The sequence below is a fragment of the Pseudomonas sp. LjRoot277 genome, from assembly GCF_964253845.1.
Taxonomy (GTDB): Bacteria; Pseudomonadota; Gammaproteobacteria; order Pseudomonadales; family Pseudomonadaceae; genus Aquipseudomonas.
This window is the reverse complement of sequence record NZ_CAXURI020000001.1, coordinates 5,302,997-5,322,394: the sequence shown is the minus strand read 5'-3', so window position 1 is coordinate 5,322,394 and position 19,398 is coordinate 5,302,997. Positions and strand designations below refer to the sequence as shown.

Here is a 19,398-nt window from a genome sequence, read left to right as displayed (position 1 = left end):
ATCTTTTGATCTTGATGGCGTTTACAAAAACATCCCGCCCGACGCTTCCACGCGCTGCCCGTTGATCTCGCTGCTCTACGCCCGGCAACGGCATCTGCCGTTGCGGGTCAGGGCGTTCATGGATTGGTTGGGGCAGGAGATCCGGTCAACCACCTGACCTTAGAACAACTGGGTGAAGAGCCAATACAAACTGCCCGACAACACAATCGCTGCCGGCAAGGTCAGCACCCAGGCCATCAGCAGGTTGCGGATGGTCTTCATCTGTAAGCCGCCGCCGTTGGCCACCATGGTCCCGGCCACGCCCGATGACAGCACGTGTGTGGTCGACACCGGCAGGCCGAACATGTCCGCCGCGCCGATGGTCAGCATCGCGACGGTTTCCGCCGAGGCGCCTTGCGCATACGTCAGGTGGGTCTTGCCGATCTTCTCGCCGACCGTCACCACGATGCGTTTCCAGCCGACCATGGTGCCCAGCCCCAGGGCGATGGCCACCGCGATTTTCACCCACAGCGGAATGAACCGCGTGGCGTTGTCGATCTGCTGCTTGAACAGTTGCAGCTTGCCGGTGGTGTCGGCGTCGAAGTTGCCGACCTTGTTTTTGTCCATCAGGCGAATGGTTTCGCTGGTCAGGTACATGTCGTTACGCACGTTGCCCATGGCCTCGGCCGGGACTTTCGAGAGCGAGCCGTAGCCCTTCACTTCGTTCCCGATATTGCCGGTCAACGCAGCGAGGGCAGGGATCAGTTGCGGCGTGACTTCCTTGCTGCGCACGTAGTCGGACAGCACCGGACGCGGGTCGGCCGGCGCTGGCAGCGGCGCACTTTTGACCAGCGCTTGTTGGGTGACTTCGGCCACGGCGGCAAACTGCAGCGCCTGGTCCGCCGGCATGGTGCGGTTCAGCGCGTAAGCCATTGGCAGCGTGCCGACCAGAATCAGCATGATCAGGCCCATGCCTTTCTGGCCGTCGTTGGAACCGTGGGCGAAGGACACGCCCGTGCAGGTCAGGATCAACATGCCGCGAATCCACCACGGTGGCGGAGTGTCGCCCTTCGGTGCCTTGTACAGTGCACGATTCTTCACGAAAGCACGCAAGGCCAGCAGCAACAGCGCGGCAAACGCGAAGCCGATCAGCGGCGACAGCAACAGCGCGTAACCGACTTTGGTTGCCTGCGCCCAGTCCACGCCGCTGGTGCCGTCGCGGCCGTGCATCAGGGCATTTGCGACGCCGACGCCGATGATCGAGCCGATCAGAGTGTGCGACGAAGACGCCGGCAAGCCCAGCCACCAGGTGCCGAGGTTCCACAGGATCGCGGCGATCAACAGGGCGAAGATCATCGCGAAACCGGCGGAGGAACCGACTTGCAGAATCAGCTCCACCGGCAACAGGGCGATGATGCCGAACGCCACGGCGCCGCTGGACAGCAGCACCCCGAGGAAGTTGAAGAACCCGGACCAGGCCACCGCGAAATTCGGCGGCAAGGAGTTGGTGTAAATCACCGTGGCCACGGCGTTGGCGGTGTCGTGGAAACCGTTGACGAATTCAAAGCCGAGGGCAATCAGCAGCGCCACGCCCAACAGTAGAAACGGGGTCCAGGTGGTCACCACGGTGCCGAGTTCGTTCATGTCGTGCATCAGGCTGTAGGCGGTGAACAACAGCCCGCTGCCCAGCACAGCGAAGAAAATCACGATGGTCAGCAGGCCGGGCTTTTTATCGAGTTGCGGTTTGGCGCTATTGGCGGGCGCCTGGGCGGCGGTGAAGGAAGGAGTAGCCATGACGGACAATCCTGAGGGGAGAAGGAGTGTCGCCCATGATCGTTGCTGAATGTTACAGAGAGACTGCCCTAGGTCAGGGTTTGGGTTTTTTGTGAATCCGTTGATCTGATCCGTCTCGGACTTGGATGGTGACTGTGCTGCCGTCTTCGCGAGCAAGCCCGCTCCCACACTGAACTTCAGTGAGCGCAGATTTTGTGCCCGGCAGTGATCTAGTGTGGGAGCGGGCTTGCTCGCGAAGGGATGTAAGCCGCTCTCAATAATCCTGACGCTTACGAAACGCCCAACGCCCGGCGATCACGGTAAACGTCGCGACCAATGCCACCAGAATCCAAAACCCTTCCGGGTCGCCGGAAAGCGGCACCCCACCGACGTTCATGCCAAAGAACCCGGCGATGATGTTGATCGGCAACGCAAGCACCGTCACCACGGTCAGGGTGAACAGCGTGCGGTTGCTCTGTTCGTTGAGGTTGGCGGCGATTTCTTCCTGCAACAGCTTGATCCGTTCGCCCAGCGCCGTGAGGTCGTTGATGATCAGCGCGAACTCCTCGGTGGACTTGCGCAGCTCCTTGACGTCTTCCTTCTGCAACCACTGCGGCGGGCGATTGAGCAGGCGCAGCAACGAGCCTGGTTCCAGCGCCAACAAGCGTTGCAGGCGCACCAGCACCCGTCGGTTGGCACCCAACTCAGCCCGGTTGGTCGACAGCCGCGAGGACAACAACTCATCTTCGATCTGATCGACACTGAGGCTGGTCTTGCGCACGATCTGGGTCAGCACTTCGCCCTGATCGCGCAGCAGATGCACCAGCAATTCCAGCGGTGAACGAAAGCATTCACCGGCCTTCACCGACGAGCGCAGTTTGTCCACCGAGTGCAGCGGTTGCAGGCGTGCGCTGACGATCAGCCGACTGCGGGCGCAGACCCACAGCGTTGAGACATCCGAGGAGACCATGCTGCTGAGGTTGAACACCACGTCGTTGACCACCGCCAGCAACGCCGAATCCACATGCTCGATGCGCGTCGAGCGCGAACCTTCATGCAGCGCTTCGAAAAATTCGTCGGGCAATTCCAGATGGCTTTTCATCCAGCGCTCGCACGCCGCATGAGCCAGGTTCAGGTGCAGCCAGAGAAATTCGTCGTTGTCGCCGGGTTGTTGCAGGCACTGCAACGCCTTGGCCGAATCGAGCTCCCGGCCGCGCTCGCCGGGGCGAAAACTGAAACCGTACAGCAGACCGAACAGGTCCGTGTCGCGATGACTTTGGTCGATGCTGTGGTTCATGGAGTCTCGCTGAAGGAGGTGCGGTCGGTCGCTTTGTGTAGCAGCTGGCGAAGCCTGCGTTCGGTTCTGTAGCAGCTGTCGAGCTTGCGAGGCTGCGTTCGGCTGCGCAGCAGTCGTAAACCTGAGTGCGAGGTTTTTCTGAAACACCGCATCGTCTGATTTCACGACTGCTACGCAGCCGAACGCAGGCTTCGCCAGCTGCTACAGATCGCGTTATGGCGGGTTTTGCAGGTTCACTTGAGCCACATCATCGCAAGGGTTTTTGACGGCTTTGTGACAGTTGGATAGCGGCAAAATAGTGGCCGTACCGATGGTCGGAATTCATTCAAGAACCGCTCTGGGGCGCCGATTACGCTGACGTTAACTTGCACGGCTTTGGCCACGAATCAAGGTCGCAGACAGGGATGTCCGGACACCTTTCACGCCTTGTTGCGGCGTGCCTCATCCCTGTCATGAGTATCACTCGATGCTGCAAAAATCCCTGAGATCACAAATCCTTGCCTTGTTGAGCGGCAGCCTGTTGGCCATGTTGCTGATCGCCCTGGCCTGCTTTCACTTTCTGTCCAGCGGTGTTCAGAACTACGCGAATCTGATCGAAGGCCCACTGCACACCTCGCAATTGATCGATGAAGCCAACCTGCAATTCAAGGTGCAGGTACAGGAGTGGAAAAACGTTCTGCTACGCGGCAAGCAGCCTGCGGATCTGGACAAATACTGGAAGCAATTCGAAGACCGCCAGCGCGACGTGCAGGGCATCCTCGGTGAACTGGCCGGACAGAAGGGTATCGAGCCGTCACTCAAGACTCGCATCGAACGCCTGCGGGACGAACATCGTCTGTTGGGCGCGGCCTATCAGAAGGGCCGTGACGCCTACGTGGCGGCAGGCGCTGACCCAACGGCTGGCGACACGGCGGTCAAAGGAGTGGACCGCGCGACCAGCGATCAGATGAGTGAGTTGGTCAGCGAACTGCGCAAGCAGGGTGCCGAGCAATCGAAGCTGATCAGCGCCGACGCTGACCGCACCGTGTTGCTGGGGATCATTGTGATGCTCGTCTCGGGTCTGTTGATCGGGTTGCTGAGCCTGTGGCTGGTCAACCGCAACCTGGTCGAGCCGATTCGCAAACTGATCGAGTACGTGGCGCAACTCAGCCAGGGTCGTTTCGCCGAACGCGTGGCCAGCACCCGTCAGGACGAGCTGGGCAAACTGGCGACGGCCGCCAATACCCTGCGCGATTTTCTTGCCGAAACCTTCAACCGTTTGCAGCGCAGCGCCCAGGATCTGGACAGCGCCAGCGGTGAGCTGAATTCCATCGCCAGCCTGATGGCCAGCGGCACCAACGAGCAGTTCAACCGCACCGATCAGGTGGCCACGGCAATGAACGAAATGTCCGCTACCGCGCAAGAAGTCGCGCGTCACGCAGCCGATGCGGCACGTGCCGCCGACGATGCCGACCAGTCCGCCCAGCAGGGCGAAAAGGTCATGCAGGGCACCATTCACACCATCACCCAAATGCGCGGCGAAATCGCCAATACCGCCACGGTCATCCGTCGTCTGGAAACCGACAGCGGGCGCATCGGCAAGGTGCTGGAAGTGATTCGCGGCATCGCCGAGCAGACCAATCTGCTGGCGCTCAACGCCGCCATCGAAGCGGCCCGCGCCGGTGAAGCCGGGCGCGGTTTTGCGGTGGTGGCCGATGAAGTCCGCAGTCTGGCCCAGCGCACGGCGGCGTCGATCATCGAGATCAACCAGATCATTCAAACTGTGCAAACCGGTGCGGTGGACGCCGCTCAGGCGATTGAAAGCGGTCAGTCGCGCAGTGAGGAAAGTGTCGAGCAAGTGACTCAGGCCGGCGCCATGCTGGAGCGCATCACCCTTGCCGTGGAAGCCATTCGCGACATGAACCGCCAGATCGCCACCGCCGCGGAAGAGCAGACGTCGGTGGCCGAAGACATCTCGCGCAACCTCACCGAAATCACCAGCATCGCCAGCACCAATCTGGACAACGTGCAGCGCACCGAAGCGGCCAGCCACAACCTGCACGGGTTGTCGGGGCAGTTGAATGAAGTGACGGCACGTCTAAGCGCGTAACGGGAAGGGCTGTGTACCGGTTTGCTTACCGAGTCGGTACACAGTCGATCTCAAGTCCGCAGTGTCGATGTCGATGATCACGGTAATCCCATAAACCCAATGGAAAACCGCCATGGTCAGCATCACTTCCGTTTCGATCACCCCGACGGCTACGACTGCTTCGAACAAGACTGCCGTCAGCGACAGCACCGAAGACACCTCAGTCACGGCAACCGCTGAGGCGTCCAGCGACACCACCAAGGTATCCGCCGGTGGCGCCCCCGCGGCGAGCGGCAGCAGCTCCAGCAGCAGCGAAGAATCCGATACGGTGAAAGAGCTGCGCAAGCAGATCGCCGAGCTGCAAAAGCAATTGCAGGAACAACAGCAGCAACTGCAAGCGGCCCAGGCCAAACAGGAAAGCGCCGAAGCCAAAGCGGCGGACGTCGCGGCGGCTCAGTCGCAGATTGCGACGACTTCGGGTTCGTTGCAGACGGCAACGGCGGCGTTGTTGCAGGCGTTGCAGGATGAGGGGGGCAGTACTTCCGGTTCCTTGGTCAGTACGACCGCTTAAGTCCGGATTGGAAGGCTGAAGGTAAACGTCGTGCCTTGCTGCTCGGTCGAGACCACGTCCAGTTTTCCGCCATGAGACTGCGCAATCTGACTGGCAATGTACAACCCCAACCCGAGGCCGGTCTGCGGTGTTCCGCTGGCCGGTCGCGAGTAAGGCCGGAACAGATGGGGCAGCGCATCCTCGGCAATCAGCCCCTGATTGTTCACGCTCAGCACGAACTGTCCTTCATTGATCTGCGCGCTGATTTCGATCGGGCCATCGGGATCGCCATGAGCAACCGCGTTCGCCACCAGATTGGAAAGTAACTGGGCGATCCGCTCGCGATCGCAATGACCGCTGTGCAAGTCGCCGATGTATGAATCAATGGTGCGGTCGGGATGGACGCTCTGAACCTCTGAAATCACATGACGCAATGCATCCTTGAGATCCGGGCACGGTTCAATGTTCACGGGAATGCCACGGCCCAAAGAGCCGCGAGCGAAATCCAGAACGTCATCGACCAGTTTGGTCGCACGACGGGCGCTGGTGAGGATATGCCGGGCCCGTTGCTGATTCGCCGGATCGGGTAGTTTGCGCAGGAGCATTTCGGCACCGGCGCTGATGGCGAACAAGGGGTTGCGCAGATCATGCCCGAGCACGGCGATGAACTGTTCGCGCAGTTCGGCGGTTTCCCGTTCCTGCTTCAGCGCTGATTCGGTCTTTTGCAGGTTTTCTTCGGCTTCGATCAGCAGCGCCAGCATCCGGGCGAAGGATTCCATGGTGCTCTGGATCGTGCTGGATTTGAGGGGCGCAGGGTTGGGGTCAAGGGCGCAGAGGGTGCCGAAAAAGCGTCCGTCGGTGCGGAAAATCGGCACGGAGATGTAGCTTTCGAACTGATAGAGGCTGACAAGGTCCAGCTCGCCGCCGACCTGCAAACCGAAGTTCAGTTGGTCGAGCACCGCACACGCCGTCCACGAATCTTCGGTGACCCGGGCCACGGCGGCGAAGCGCAGCCCCGTCAGTTCATGGATCACTTGAAGAATCGCCGGCACCGCGCTGATCCGGCCGATCGTGGCGATATCTGCTGCCGCTGCTTGCCCCATTTCAATCTATCCCTGTATGAATGGTGTGGTGGGATTCTAGCGGGCTGACGCGGCGTTGACGCGACTTGATTGCCTGAATTTGACGTGCAAAAAAGCCGCACGATTCGAAGATCGTGCGGCTTGTTGTTAGGCGATTACACGTCTTGTTTGTTGCTCAGTACTTTGCCAGTGGTGGCATCGAAATCCACGTCCCATTCAACGCCTTTAGCCGTGCGCAGTTCGACCTCGTATTCGTAGCCATTGAAATGGTTATCCAGATCCGTGTCGGTGATGGTCGCACCCGGATGCAACTTCAGAGCAGCCTGGTTCATTTCTTCCAAAGGCTTGATCTTGCCGCTTTTGACCAGCTCAGGGATCTGGTCGACGCGGACATCAGCCTGAGCCAGGCCAGCGGTGAGGGTCAGGGCAGCAGCGGTGAAGAGGGCTGTCAGGGTTTTCATGAGGTTCTTTCCTTGGATGAGCTGTTTAAGTGGGATCAGGTTATCCGGCGCAACTTAATCCACCCTTAATTCTCCAAACGCGACTAAGCGAAGATCGTTCCCTCGTTCATCAGTAACCGTTGTTCTGCAGCAATTGCGCAACACTGGCCGCCGCCGGGCGTTTGTAGAACTTGAGCAGTTCGCTGGCGCGGTTGGTGAAGATACCGTCGACGCCGGCGTCCATGACTTTCTGGTAATCCACGGCATCGTCGATGGTGTAAACGTGCACCAACAAGCCCTGATCGTGGGTGTACTGGTTCATCCAGGGTTGCACCAGGTCCGAGTAACTCTGATCACCACCCTTGGTCAGCGCGGCAGAAGGGCCGGTGCCGATCGCACCCTGGGCTTTGGCGTACTCGATCCATTGCTGGAATTCGGCTTTGTCTTTCGGTTGTTGTTTGGCGTAGTAAGTGGCTTTGTCCTTGTCGCCGGATTCGGCAAACGTCACCTTGGAATTCGGCTCGATGCTGCCTTCACCGACCCACAGCAGGAGGATTTTCGGCACTTTCGGCATTTCCTTCTCGAGCAGTTCGAGGCTGCTCTTCTCAAAGGTTTGCAGCACGACTTTACCTTTGCCCTGGCCGACGGCCAGATCGCTCTTCGCCAGTTTCGAACCGGCCGGACTCAACCAGCCGCGGTCCTGGAGTTTTTCCTTGAGGTCGCGCTCGATCCCGGGAAATTGCTTCGGTTCTTTGGTTTCGATGTACAGGCCAGGCTTGTGCAGCGGATTGCCTTGGGCAATGTCGATGATTTCATCGAGGGTCAGAATTTTCAGACCGACGTACGCAGGACGCGCGCGATCCGGGTAGGCAGTGTTGAACCAGCTCCCGGCATCCAGGGTTTTCAGCTCGGCGATAGTGAACTCGTTGGCCGGGCGGTCCTTGCGCTCAGGGAATTTACTGGCGACGTCGGTGGTGCGTTGCAGGTTGTTGTCGTGCAGGGCGAACAGCACGCCATCCTTGCTGCGTTGCACATCCAGTTCCAGGTAGTCGGCACCCAGATCGCGGGCCAGTTTGTAGGCGGCGGCGGTGGATTCCGGTGCATCGAAGGACGCGCCACGGTGAGCGATCACGGCCGGATGCGGAATGCCCGTGCGGGTTGCCAATGCGGTGGAGCTTGGCTCGCTGGCGGCCTGTGCCTGGCCGAGGCCCAGCATCAGACTCAGCAACAGGGCGCTCTTGGTGAAGGTAACAGGCATGGTCGAGGTCCTTTCGCAGATTTTCAAAGACGTATCTTTTAACAACTGAGCGCCGCTTGCGCTATCGCCAGACCGACATAAACGTGTTTAAAGCAGATTTTTTCAGCGCTTTTGTGCGCTTCTTTGCAGTACTCTTGGCCCCGGCAGTTACCCCGGCAGAGGGAACGCCCATTCGCTTGTCCTGCGTGTAAACCATCGATCACCGGTCCTTAACGACCTTTTGTGAGGTTTATCATGCGCATCACTTCCGAGCTCATCTGCCAGGCCGCCGACCAACTCAAAGGCTTCGTCGGCCTCAATCGCAAGACCGGCCAGTACATTGTTCGTTTCAGCGAAGACTCCTTCGGCATGGACGTGGCGGATGACGGCATTATTCCCACCAGCGAATTCGTCTGGGCCCCAGGTTCCGCGCAGGCCATGACGCTCAAGCGTGAGTTGATTCAGTTGTTGCTGGATCAGAACATCGATGACCGGATCAACATCACCGAGCCGTTGCGGGTGTATATGAATCGGCGGGACGTGCCGGAGATTTCGGCGGTTCGCAGTCTGGTGCAGAGCTGAGTTTTGCGGTGACTGTGCGGGCCTCTTCGCGAGCAAGCCCGCTCCCACATTAGTTATGTGTCGATCACAAGACCAATGTGGGAGCGGGCTTGCTCGCGAAGGCGGCCTGAAGAACGCCGCATCATTTACTGCTTGAACTCATACGCCCGCTCAACCTTGCACACCCGCGTATGGCAAGACGAATACCAGGTCGACCGCCCACGCTCGCGAATTTCACTGTGCTCGGGATGATGTTTCCACGCCAGGATCGCCGCTTCGCTGGCCCAGTAGGACACCGTAATCCCGAGCCCGTCTTCACCCCGAGCCGATTCCACACTCAGGAAACCGGGTTGCTCACGGGCCAGTTCGACCATGCGCGTGGCGGCCTGCTCGTAACCGTGATCACCGTCGGTGCGCAGGGAGGTAAAAATCACCGCGTAGTAAGGTGGTGGCGGAGTCTTGGCGATCATGACTTCTGCCTCTTGCAGGCTGCGATCAACGCACGGACCAGCGGCGGCAGCTTGCCCTTGAGCGCTGCGCGTTCAGGTTGGAACAGCGTCGCGACGAAGAACGGATGAGCTTTGAGTTCCACCGCCCGCAAGTCGCCGGTTGAGTCGTGTCCAACGGCGCACAGCTGTTGGCTCAACAACTCACGTTCGAACGCTGGATTAACGCCGTAGCGGCAGCGATATCCTTCGACAATCTCAGCGCTTTCGTACGCCTGGGCGATCAACGAGCCTTCCACCAGATGAATGCTGTCGACGGCCTCCACCAGCGAACAGGCCAGTGGTGTGAGCAGCGCTCGCGCCGTATCCGGCGATGTCTCGCCATGTTCGGCATCGTCCCAGCCCAGAACATGTCGGGCGTATTCGAGTACGGCGTGTTGAAAACCGCCACAGGTGCCAAGGAAGGGTCGCTGCTGTTCACGGGCAAAACGAATCGCCCGCAACGCACCGTCCCTATCGCGGTAAGGGCTGGCGGGCACGCACCAGAAACCGTCGAAGCCAGCCAATGGCGTATCGGCGCTGATGCGGTCGGTGGCCAACCACTGGAACTGCACGTCTGTGCCCGCCTGTTCGGCGGCCATGCCGAGGGCGATGGGGATGGCTTGGTGAGCGGTGACTTGCGGATCGTAATCGCCGATCAGGGCGATGCGGATTGGGCGGGTTTCCATGAGTGCGCTCCACGCTTGTTGATTCCTGGCACCCACTATAGATTGGCGTTCACGCACTCAATATTGGCGTTATCCCAATTGATCAATGCACCGACGCACTATCGACTGGACTACCCCGACCTGTCCCTGATCCTCGCGCTGGTGCGCGGCGGCTCTCTGGCCCGGGCATCGACGCTATTGAAGGTCGACGTCTCGACCGTATTTCGCGCCGTGCGCCGACTGGAAGCTGCGCTGGGCCAGCAACTGTTCGAAAAAAGCCGCACCGGCTACTTGCCCACCACCTTGGCGCAAACCCTGGCCGAGCAGGCTGAGCGGGCCGAACAGGCGCTGGAGGCAGCGCGCATTGGCGTGGAGCAGGGCGGTGAAGTCATCAGCGGCACGGTGCGCCTGACCTGCACCGATTCGGTCTTGCAGGGTTTGCTGTTGCCGGCGCTGGCACAGTTCATGCCGTCCTACCCGGCGCTGACCATCGAGTTGAGTACGTCCAACGACTTCGCCAACCTCAGTCGCCGGGATGCCGATATCGCCTTGCGCCTGACCCGCACACCGCCCGAGCACTTGGTGGGGCGGCGATTGGCCCAGGTTTCCTATCGAGTCTGTGCCAGCGAGGCGTATCTGAAATCGGTCGATTCCGAAGACTTGGCTTCGCTGACCTGGATTGCCCCGGACGACTTCCTCCCCGATCACCCCACCGTCGCGTGGCGCCGTCAGCAGTTGCCCGGTGTCACACCGGGTTATCGCTGCAACAGCATGTTGTCGGTGACTGAGCTGGTGCGGGCCGGGCTCGGTGTCGCGGCATTGCCGGACTTCCTCATCGGTGAGGGCCTGCAACCGTTGAGCGAGCCGCTACACGGTTATGACACGGCGCTCTGGTTGCTGACCCGCCCGGACTGCCGCGCCTTGCGCTCGGTGGTGACGTTGTTCGATGAGTTGGGGCGGGCGCTTCGATTGCCTTGACCGAGCGCTAAATCTTCGGCTGATCCTTGCGCACGAAGTGCTGATGCATTTCCGAGGTCAGGCTTTCGATGCGTTCGGTGAGAGCCTTGGTCATTTCGGTGAGCCGGGTGTTTTGTTCGAGCAACTCCAGCAGTTGCGCGGTGTTCTGCGCCGCTTGCGCCTGACGTTCACTGTTGGCGACGGCCAGGGATTCGCGGTGCAGGGCGTCGGCGTCGGACTGGGCTTTATCCCGCGCCGCCTGACGGGTCTGGGCCAGCAGAATCAACGGCGCGGCATACGCCGATTGCAGGCTGAACGCCAGGTTGAGCAGGATGAACGGATAGAGATCGAAGTGCGCCACGCCGAACAGATTGAGGCAAACCCATAACACCACGATCAGCGTCTGCGCGCCGAGAAAGGTCGGCGTGCCGAAGAACCGCGCGAAGGCCTCGGCGCGCAGGGCAAACTTGTCGTTGCCAAAGGTAGGCGCCAAGTGTGCATGGGCGCGATGAAAACGCAGATGGTCGACGGGGAGGGCGGGTTGAGTGTCGGAAGTCGTGGTGGTCATGGTGCTCTCTGCATGGCGCTGGGACTGAGGCTCACTATAGACCCAGCGCCAGTTTCATTCTGAAACACATTGCGGCGTTTTATTCCGAGCTACCGCTTACTGCTAAAGCGGCGGACATTGTCATTTATTGCAACTCGATTTAGAGCTGATAGCAGGCCAGAAACATGTCCAGCGCCGACTCCACCACCGTGGTCTGCATCTCGGCTGACAGGCCGGGCAGGCCCATGGAAATCTGTGGCCAGAACGCAAAGGATTTGAGCATTCCCTGAATCTGTTGTGCAGCGAATTCGGGGGCGACCGGTTTCAAACGGCCATCAGCCTGAGCGGCGCGGATCCACACGGTCAGGCCTTCTTCGCGCTCCCCCATTCGGGCGACCATATTCTGGGCGCGCTCGGGGGAATGGATGGTGGCGGCGATGGCCACTCGCGCAAGGTCGAGAAAATTGTCATCGCCCAGCATCTGCAATTTCGCCATCAACATCCGGCGCATCTGATCGCGCAGCGGCAGTTCAGGGTGGTAGGGCGTTTCCTGTTCTGACGTCACCCGCGCCCACAATTGATTGAGGATTTCGGCGAACAACTCTTCCTTGCTGGGGAAGTGGTTGTACACCGTGCGCTTCGACACGCCGGCGGTGGCGGCGATCTTGTCCATGCTGGTGATGTCGAAACCGTTGGCACGGAATTCGGCAATCGCCGCTTGAATGATGGCTTCGCGTTTTCGGTCGGTGAGGCGCTGTGGAGCTGTCATAAGTACGCTTCGGCAGGAAGTAGTGAGAATTACACTTGGCAGTTTACTTGTGATCGGGTTTGATGCAACCTAGAAACTACACTGTGCAGTGTAATGTTTTGTTAATCCTGCGCAGTGAACACTAGATCTCCGGCTGATGCGTGCGTGCCTTGGCCATTTATCGTCCCAAGCGGAAAACTGCGAATCAGGTGGTTTTCCTGGAGTCATTCAGTCATGGCCACTTCAACTTCCCCTGCGGACAACGCCTCCACGCCTGAAGCATCCCGTCAGGCAGAAGGGCTCTTCCGAAACCATGCGCCCGTGCAACGCGAAGGCTTTCGCAAAATGGTGCGCATCATGTGGAACATGATCTTCCACAAACCGCGTAACACCCGGCCGACGGCGCCTGTCCCGGTGCAAACCCTGACTCAGGCAGCGTTGATCGCCGCCCCCAACCACAGCGTTTACCGCCTCGGCCATTCCACCGTACTGCTGAAACTGCGGGACAAATTCTGGATCACCGACCCGGTCTTCGCCGAGCGCGCCTCACCCGTGCAATGGGCCGGCCCCAAGCGTTTTCACCAGCCACCGATCAGCCTTGAAGAGTTGCCGCCGATCGAAGCGGTGATCCTGTCCCACGATCACTACGACCACCTCGATTATCAAGCGGTGCTCAAACTGGCGGACAAGGCCAAGTACTTCCTCACGCCGCTGGGCGTGGGCGACACCTTGATCAAGTGGGGCATCGACGCCAGCAAAGTCCGACAACTGGACTGGTGGCAAGGTACTGAGATCGACGGTATTCAGTTCATCGCCACACCTTCGCAGCATTTTTCCGGTCGAGGTCTGTTTGATGGCAACAGCACGCTGTGGGCCTCGTGGGTGATGATCGACGGTGACACGCGAATCTTCTTCAGCGGCGACAGCGGTTATTTCGACGGCTTCAAACGCATCGGTGAGCAATACGGCCCGTTCGATCTGACACTCATGGAAACCGGTGCCTACAACGTCGAGTGGCCGCATGTGCACATGCAGCCGGAGCAGACCCTGCAAGCGCACATCGACCTTAAAGGCCGGTGGTTGTTGCCGATTCACAACGGCACCTTCGATTTGTCGATGCACGCCTGGTTCGAGCCCTTCGACCGCATTCTGGCGTTGGCTTGGGAGCGGAATGTTTCGATTACCACGCCGCAGATGGGTCAGGCGTTCAATGTGATGTATCCGCAGCGGGGTGGAGCCTGGTGGTCGGAGATGGAAAACGTTGGCGATCAGGTGGAGCCTCAGAACGCTTGATAACGTGCCGCCGGGCCGACCCCAGGGAGCGGCCCGAATGTCACAACTAAACTAGCGGCGTTCATCCTGTAGCAGGTTTAGATATTCCGAGATCTTTGCCACGGTCAAATCGCGAAATTTTCCGCGGAGCATTTCATTCAGCTCCTCCTGAGACAGTCCGAGCTTTTGTGCCGCCTCAGTCTTACTCAGCCGACCGGTTTCGAGAAATATGCCAATCTTCATAACGTATTCAGATTTGGCCCGCATCTCACCCGCATCGGGATACCCTAGCGCCTCATAAACACAGCTGTCGCTTCCATTGACTTCACTCATTCGCTGACACCTCACTCAACCATCGCATAATCCGCCCGCCCCACCGGGTCAGGCGTAGACCCTTTCACATTCATCCCTCGACCCGGCGCAAACCCCGGGAAGAACACCAACCCCTCCGATTCAAACCGATATGCCAACGCCAGCCGCGTAACATCCAGCACGTCGCGTTCATCCTCAAATCGCTGAATAGCGTCCACCGAAACCCCGGATTCCCGAGACAGTTCCTCCACACTCCAGCCCAGCATCGCTCGGGCCTGAACGCTATGCGCGGGGGTGAACTGGAAAAGGGCGATACGTTCCAGGGTGATTTTCATCGCATGAGAGGCCATGGTGTTCTCCGGGCTCAAGAGTGCTGATTCAAAAAATACTGTGTTTTTGTACAGTTGTTTTGAGCCCGAATCAAACTCATTTTTTGATCGGTTCTATTTTCCCTCTCAGGCAGGCGCGTGGGAGCGACTACGCTATTTCTATGCGGGCTCCTGAACGCTCAATGAGCTTTCAACTCCCGTCAGCAGCAATGATTGAACGTCAGCTTTCTGATTTTCAATACAAGGAAAGTGGCGTTTATGACGCAGTGCGTCACAGCGTTACGCGGGGAAGGGAATCATGAAAAGACTACGTCTGCTATGTGCCCTGATCGGTTTTACAAGTCTGCCCGTCGTGGCTGATATGGCATCGTTAAGCAAAGAGGCCTTTGTCAGCAACCTGATAAATCAAATGACCCTGGAGGAAAAAATCGGCCAACTGCGGCTGATCGCCATTGATGAAAAGATGACGCCCGAAAAGATACGAGAAGAAATCGCCGCCGGGCGAATCGGTGGTACGTACGGCTCTGTGAGCCGCTACGTCAACCGACCCATGCAAGACGCGGCTCAACAAAGCCGTTTGAAAATACCGATGTTTTTCGGCTGGGACGTCATACACGGCCATCGAACCATTTTTCCCATTGGCCTGGCGTTGGCCTCCAGCTGGGATATCGGCGCTATCGAGTTGAGCGGTCGAACAGCGGCGAAAGAAGCGAGTGCCGACGGTATCGATTTGACCTTCGCCCCGATGATAGATATTGCCCGGGATCCTCGCTGGGGGCGCACCTCCGAAGGCTTCGGCGAAGACACCTATCTGGTTTCGCGCATTGCCAAAGCGATGGTTCAGGCTTATCAGGGCGCAAGCCCGAATGCACCCGACAGCATCATGGCCAGCGCCAAACACTTTGCCTTGTATGGGGCTGTCGAGGGTGGACGCGACTACAACAGCGTCGACATGGGCCTGGCCAGAATGTACCAGGACTACCTGCCACCTTATCGTTCGGCGATTGAGGGTGGCGCGGGGGCGATGATGGTGGCGCTTAACTCGATAAATGGCGTGCCAGCCGCTTCCAATGCCTGGTTGATGCAAGACCTGCTTCGCAAGGCATGGGGCTTCAAGGGGCTGGTCATCAGCGACCATAACGGGATAAACGATCTGGTTCAGCATGGTGTTGCGAAGAATCCCCGCGAAGCGGCCAGGCTCGCGATCAGGGCTGGCGTTGATATGAGCATGAACGATTTCTCCTATGGGCCGGAGCTATCGGGGCTGCTTGAGTCAGGCTCTATTTCCCAGAGCAATATTGATAATGCAGTACGCGAAGTGCTGGGGGCCAAGTACGACATGGGGCTGTTCGAAGACCCTTACCGGCGCATCGGCATTGCCAGTGAAGACCCCGCTGATAACAACGCCGAATACCGTCTGCACAGAACGCAGGCCCGTGAGGTGGCACGCAAGACATTGGTGCTGCTGAAGAATGAAAACGGACTCTTGCCGCTAAAAAAAGAGGGCGCGATCGCGCTCATAGGCCCGCTGGCAAAAAGTACCGTCGACATCATGGGCAGTTGGTCCGCAAGTGGCGTGGCCTCGCAATCAGTGACGATCTACGACGGGCTGAAAAGCGCGATGGATCAGGGCTCGCTGATCTATGCCCGAGGCGCAAATCTCGAGGAGGATCAGGAGGTTGTTAAATACCTGGAATACCAGGGAGTGTCCGAAATCGCGAACGACCCTCGTCCGGCAGCAGAAATGATTGACGAAGCGGTCAAAGCTGCACAGCAAGCTGATGTGGTGATTGCCGTGGTGGGCGAGCCCCGCAGCATGTCCCATGAAGCGGCCAGTCGAACCAGCCTCGATCTGCCGGGGCGCCAGAGCGAATTGATCACCGCCCTGAAAGCCACCGGCAAGCCGCTGGTACTGGTATTGATGAACGGCCGGCCGCTGTCCATCGGCAAGGAGCAGAAACAGGCCGATGCGATTCTGGAAACCTGGTACAGCGGCTCCGAGGGAGGCAATGCCGTTGCCGATGTGTTGTTCGGTGACTACAACCCGTCCGGCAAGTTACCCATCACCTTTCCACGCTCCGTGGGGCAGATCCCCAATTACTACAGCCACTTGAACACCGGTCGCCCCTACATCGTGGGTGCGCTTCGCAACTACACGTCGCAATATTTCGATCAATCCTATGGTCCGCTTTATCCCTTCGGCTATGGGCTGAGCTATACCGATTTCAGCCTGACCGACATGGCCCTGTCCTCGACCACACTGAACAAAACCGACAACCTCGTCGCCAGCGTCATGGTGAAGAACATCGGCCAGCGCGACGGCGAAACGGTGGTTCAGCTGTATATCCGCGATGTCGTTGGCTCCGTCGCCCGTCCGGTCAAAGAACTGAAGAACTTTCAAAAAATCATGCTAAAGGCCGGAGAGGAGAAAGCAGTCCACTTCAGCATTGATGAGAACGACCTGAAGTTCTTCAACACCCAGTTGGAGTACGCCGCCGAGCCGGGCGAGTTCCAGGTGCAGATCGGTCTGGATTCTCAGGATGTGAAGGCGCAGAGTTTTGAGTTGCTGTAAGGCCGAGGCATTAGCGGCAGTGGCCTCTCTTTTTGGGCTAACTACTTCGCCCCCTCCAGCCAGACAGACGGTGCCTGCCCCAGTGCGCGGCGGAACATGGTCGAGAACGCCGCCGGGCTGTCATAGCCAAAATCCAGGGCAATCCGCGTCACCGGTTCGCCCACCACCAGCCGCGCCAGAGCCAGCACCACGCAAGCCCGCTGTCGCCATTGGCTGAAACTCAGACCCGTCTGTTGGCGGAACAGGCGATTGAAGGTGCGCAGACTGATATGCAACTGATCGGCCCATTGCTGTGGCGACTGGTGAGCGTCGGGCCGCTGCACAAAGCCCTGGCACAACGCGAGCAACCGCGCATCGACGGGCAGGGGAATGTGCAACGGCAGGTGAGTGCTGCGCGCCAGCTCATGCAGCAGCAAGCCGATCAGCGTACCGTCGCGCCCGCGCTCGTCATACGCCAGCGGGATCTCCACCGCCTCCATCAGCAAATGCCGCATCAACGGCGAAACGCTGATCACCTGGCAGCGATCCCCCAGATCCACCGCACCCGGCTCGATATACACACTGCGCGTGCTCACCCCCATCATCAGCACTTCATGCACCACCCCCGGCGGAATCCACACCGCCCGCTGAGGCGGCACCACCCAACTGCCGTCGAGCGTACTGACCTGCATTACCCCGGTGGCGCCGTACAGCAATTGCGCCCGCCGATGTGTATGACGAGGCAACAAATGGCCGTGGGAATAATCCGTACCGATGGCCACCACCGGCCGTGGCGTGTGGTCCAGCAGATCAATCGAAACATTGCGCATCGAGCAGCCCCAGCGATTGGCGTAAACGCGAACATTATTGGCTGACTTGCTGAAGCAGGCCAAGGCGCATCGCTCTATCGTCGACCGTTCTCAACAACGGACGACTCCCATGTTCTATCTCCTGCTGGCACTCTTCGGCTGCATGACCGGCATCACCGCGGTGCTGTTCGGCTTCGGCGGCGGCTTCGTCGTCGTGCCATTGCTCTACCGCATGCTCATGACCAGCCACGGCACAGACGACCCCGTCGGCCAATCGGCGATGCACATTGCTGTGGCAACCTCGACCTGCGTGATGATCGTCAACGCGACGATCGCCACCGGAAAACACCGACGCGCCGGTAATCTCATCCGACATTACCTGTGGCCGTTGGGCGGGTTTATCGGCGTGGGCGCGGTAATCGGCGCCGTAGCGGCGATGTGGGCAAGTGGCGAGGTGATTCGCTATGCCTTCATCGCGTACCTGGGCGTGACCATTGCGGATTGCCTGTTGCGACGCGGCTTTCTTACAGCGTCCGACACCGCCATCCCACGGCGATTGGGAAGGACAGAAGTGTCTGGTGGGGGCGTAGGAATCGGCACCATCGCCACGTTTCTCGGCGTAGGCGGCAGCGTCATGACCGTGCCGTTGTTGCGGCGTTGCGGGCTGAGCATGTCTCAGGCGACGTCCATGGCCAATCCGCTCAGTTTGCCAGTGGCGCTGGCCGGGACGCTGACTTACATGGCCATGGCCGGTTTCACCGAGTTTGATCTTGGGCCGTGGTTTGTCGGTTATGTGGATCTGCTGGCGTTTGCGGTGTTGACGGTGGGGTCGCTGGTGGGGATTCGGTTGGCCACGCCGTGGATCGGGCGGATACCGGACCGAACCCATGCGCGGGTGTATATCGGTTTGCTGGTTTTGGTGCTGCTTGGTATGTGGGTCAAGTAAGCTTGAATGGGTTGAAGAGATCGTGCGACACGACTGAAAATGGCTATCACCAGCCCTTTATAAGAGAACGATGGATGTGGATCTTCAATTGCACCGAAGCGGCAAGTAACTTCTTCAGCCGCGTGCACAAGGGTAAAAAAATCACCCCGGTGGAAAAACCGCCATCGTCTGTCATTGAAGATGATGTGCCTGATGAGTCAGCCGAACAGTGGCTGGTTCACGCCGTCACTGTTCAACGCAAGCATGTGTTGTACGTCATTCACGTAAAAACTCGTTACTGCATGATTTTTGCGGACGCGAAAAAAGCGGATATCGACGGTTTCGTTCAACGTTTTTCCGAGCGATGGATAAACGGCGTGATTCAGCATGCGGGGCAACACGACATACTTCGTTGGTTCAACAACGAACTGATAGCGGAGCGATTCCAAGAGAGTTGTCGCGAGTACGTGTTTTACAAACGCGGACATCGCGGTGCGCAGAAACACATCAATGACATCGCCTGGGTGTTTGAGGGATGTGCTGCCGAACGAGGTTCTTTACCCCCTGACGAGTTCTCGACAGGTCGCTTCGATTCCGACATGAACAACTACCTGAGAGGCGGTAAAGAACACAAGGATTACTTCTACCCGGATGAGGAAATGATCGTTCACTGGTTAAGCCATTACGGCGGCCTTGATGAGCCTGGCATTCAAGCAGCCCGTGAGCGGCACAAGGTAGCGAAACGGGAGATTCGGGCGGTCGTAAGGCAGCTTGATCTCGAAGCGCAATGAGTCGTCGCAATAACGCC

Annotated in this window: 20 protein-coding genes and 1 pseudogene; 9 read left to right on the top strand and 12 right to left on the bottom strand. The window is 59.0% G+C overall.

What is annotated here, in order from left to right:
* Nucleotides 1–64: 64 nt before the first annotated feature.
* Nucleotides 65–157, top strand: a pseudogene (locus tag ACSQ87_RS24935) (LysR family transcriptional regulator); the annotation flags it as partial.
* 2 nt (nt 158–159) lie between these two features.
* Here the strand turns inward: ACSQ87_RS24935 and ACSQ87_RS24930 are convergent.
* The gene (locus ACSQ87_RS24930; RefSeq protein WP_436274594.1) at nt 160–1,773 is read right to left on the bottom strand and encodes an inorganic phosphate transporter; all 1,614 of its coding nucleotides are present in this window, start codon (nt 1,771–1,773) and stop codon (nt 160–162) included.
* A gap of 253 nt (nt 1,774–2,026) precedes the next feature.
* The gene (locus ACSQ87_RS24925) at nt 2,027–3,049 is read right to left on the bottom strand and encodes a transporter (RefSeq protein WP_008145929.1); all 1,023 of its coding nucleotides are present in this window, start codon (nt 3,047–3,049) and stop codon (nt 2,027–2,029) included.
* Nucleotides 3,050–3,515: 466 nt separating this feature from the next.
* On the opposite strand from ACSQ87_RS24925, the gene ACSQ87_RS24920 reads away from it, so the two are divergent.
* Entirely contained in the window at nt 3,516–5,138 is a 1,623-nt protein-coding gene (locus ACSQ87_RS24920; RefSeq protein ID WP_223431849.1) for a methyl-accepting chemotaxis protein, read from the top strand.
* A 112-nt stretch (nt 5,139–5,250) separates the two neighbouring features.
* Nucleotides 5,251–5,688: a hypothetical protein gene (locus tag ACSQ87_RS24915; protein ID WP_150657199.1), complete on the top strand. Its 438-nt coding sequence runs from the start codon at nt 5,251–5,253 to the stop codon at nt 5,686–5,688.
* Here the strand turns inward: ACSQ87_RS24915 and ACSQ87_RS24910 are convergent.
* The 3 genes from ACSQ87_RS24910 to ACSQ87_RS24900 all read right to left on the bottom strand — a co-directional run bounded on the left by ACSQ87_RS24910 (nt 5,685) and on the right by ACSQ87_RS24900 (nt 8,447).
* The gene (locus tag ACSQ87_RS24910) at nt 5,685–6,770 is read right to left on the bottom strand and encodes a sensor histidine kinase (protein ID WP_436274593.1); all 1,086 of its coding nucleotides are present in this window, start codon (nt 6,768–6,770) and stop codon (nt 5,685–5,687) included. The two genes, ACSQ87_RS24915 and ACSQ87_RS24910, sit on opposite strands and share 4 nt — an antisense overlap.
* A gap of 134 nt (nt 6,771–6,904) precedes the next feature.
* On the bottom strand, nt 6,905–7,210 hold the full coding sequence (locus tag ACSQ87_RS24905) for a PepSY domain-containing protein (RefSeq protein WP_436274592.1): 306 nt from the start codon (nt 7,208–7,210) through the stop codon (nt 6,905–6,907).
* 109 nt (nt 7,211–7,319) lie between these two features.
* Entirely contained in the window at nt 7,320–8,447 is a 1,128-nt protein-coding gene (locus tag ACSQ87_RS24900) for a glycerophosphodiester phosphodiesterase (RefSeq protein WP_436274591.1), read from the bottom strand.
* Nucleotides 8,448–8,681: 234 nt separating this feature from the next.
* On the opposite strand from ACSQ87_RS24900, the gene ACSQ87_RS24895 reads away from it, so the two are divergent.
* Nucleotides 8,682–9,008, top strand: coding sequence for a DUF2025 family protein (locus ACSQ87_RS24895; RefSeq protein WP_150657195.1), 327 nt, complete (start codon nt 8,682–8,684; stop codon nt 9,006–9,008).
* Nucleotides 9,009–9,133: 125 nt separating this feature from the next.
* Here ACSQ87_RS24895 and ACSQ87_RS24890 read toward each other — a convergent pair whose 3' ends face one another.
* A complete protein-coding gene (locus tag ACSQ87_RS24890) occupies nt 9,134–9,457 on the bottom strand; it encodes an antibiotic biosynthesis monooxygenase family protein (RefSeq protein WP_436274590.1) in 324 nt (107 codons plus the stop codon).
* Nucleotides 9,454–10,161: a CTP synthase C-terminal region-related (seleno)protein gene (locus ACSQ87_RS24885; protein ID WP_436274589.1), complete on the bottom strand. Its 708-nt coding sequence runs from the start codon at nt 10,159–10,161 to the stop codon at nt 9,454–9,456. Before ACSQ87_RS24885 ends, ACSQ87_RS24890 begins: the two co-directional genes overlap by 4 nt.
* Before the next feature lie 15 nt (nt 10,162–10,176).
* Here ACSQ87_RS24885 and ACSQ87_RS24880 point away from each other — a divergent pair, with 15 nt between their 5' ends.
* Complete coding sequence (locus ACSQ87_RS24880; protein ID WP_436274588.1) at nt 10,177–11,118, top strand: LysR family transcriptional regulator; 942 nt, start codon at nt 10,177–10,179, stop codon at nt 11,116–11,118.
* 7 nt (nt 11,119–11,125) lie between these two features.
* Here the strand turns inward: ACSQ87_RS24880 and ACSQ87_RS24875 are convergent, their stop codons facing one another.
* Both ACSQ87_RS24875 and ACSQ87_RS24870 read right to left on the bottom strand, forming a co-directional pair.
* Nucleotides 11,126–11,665, bottom strand: coding sequence for a DUF1003 domain-containing protein (locus ACSQ87_RS24875; RefSeq protein WP_223431858.1), 540 nt, complete (start codon nt 11,663–11,665; stop codon nt 11,126–11,128).
* 139 nt (nt 11,666–11,804) lie between these two features.
* The gene (locus ACSQ87_RS24870; protein ID WP_223431859.1) at nt 11,805–12,413 is read right to left on the bottom strand and encodes a TetR/AcrR family transcriptional regulator; all 609 of its coding nucleotides are present in this window, start codon (nt 12,411–12,413) and stop codon (nt 11,805–11,807) included.
* 213 nt (nt 12,414–12,626) lie between these two features.
* Here ACSQ87_RS24870 and ACSQ87_RS24865 point away from each other — a divergent pair, with 213 nt between their 5' ends.
* Nucleotides 12,627–13,685: an MBL fold metallo-hydrolase gene (locus ACSQ87_RS24865; protein ID WP_436274587.1), complete on the top strand. Its 1,059-nt coding sequence runs from the start codon at nt 12,627–12,629 to the stop codon at nt 13,683–13,685.
* 51 nt (nt 13,686–13,736) lie between these two features.
* Here ACSQ87_RS24865 and ACSQ87_RS24860 read toward each other — a convergent pair whose 3' ends face one another.
* Nucleotides 13,737–13,997, bottom strand: coding sequence for an XRE family transcriptional regulator (locus tag ACSQ87_RS24860; protein ID WP_223431861.1), 261 nt, complete (start codon nt 13,995–13,997; stop codon nt 13,737–13,739).
* 11 nt (nt 13,998–14,008) lie between these two features.
* Nucleotides 14,009–14,326, bottom strand: coding sequence for a helix-turn-helix transcriptional regulator (locus ACSQ87_RS24855; protein WP_046045462.1), 318 nt, complete (start codon nt 14,324–14,326; stop codon nt 14,009–14,011).
* Nucleotides 14,327–14,666: 340 nt separating this feature from the next.
* On the opposite strand from ACSQ87_RS24855, the gene bglX reads away from it, so the two are divergent.
* Nucleotides 14,667–16,877, top strand: coding sequence for a beta-glucosidase BglX (gene bglX / locus ACSQ87_RS24850; protein WP_436275114.1), 2,211 nt, complete (start codon nt 14,667–14,669; stop codon nt 16,875–16,877).
* A gap of 41 nt (nt 16,878–16,918) precedes the next feature.
* Here the strand turns inward: bglX and ACSQ87_RS24845 are convergent, their stop codons facing one another.
* The gene (locus ACSQ87_RS24845) at nt 16,919–17,686 is read right to left on the bottom strand and encodes an AraC family transcriptional regulator (RefSeq protein ID WP_223431863.1); all 768 of its coding nucleotides are present in this window, start codon (nt 17,684–17,686) and stop codon (nt 16,919–16,921) included.
* Nucleotides 17,687–17,795: 109 nt separating this feature from the next.
* On the opposite strand from ACSQ87_RS24845, the gene ACSQ87_RS24840 reads away from it, so the two are divergent.
* Together ACSQ87_RS24840 and ACSQ87_RS24835 are read left to right on the top strand one after the other, a co-directional pair.
* On the top strand, nt 17,796–18,611 hold the full coding sequence (locus ACSQ87_RS24840; protein WP_436274586.1) for a sulfite exporter TauE/SafE family protein: 816 nt from the start codon (nt 17,796–17,798) through the stop codon (nt 18,609–18,611).
* A 74-nt stretch (nt 18,612–18,685) separates the two neighbouring features.
* Nucleotides 18,686–19,381: a DUF6933 domain-containing protein gene (locus tag ACSQ87_RS24835; protein ID WP_436274585.1), complete on the top strand. Its 696-nt coding sequence runs from the start codon at nt 18,686–18,688 to the stop codon at nt 19,379–19,381.
* Nucleotides 19,382–19,398: the final 17 nt, after the last annotated feature.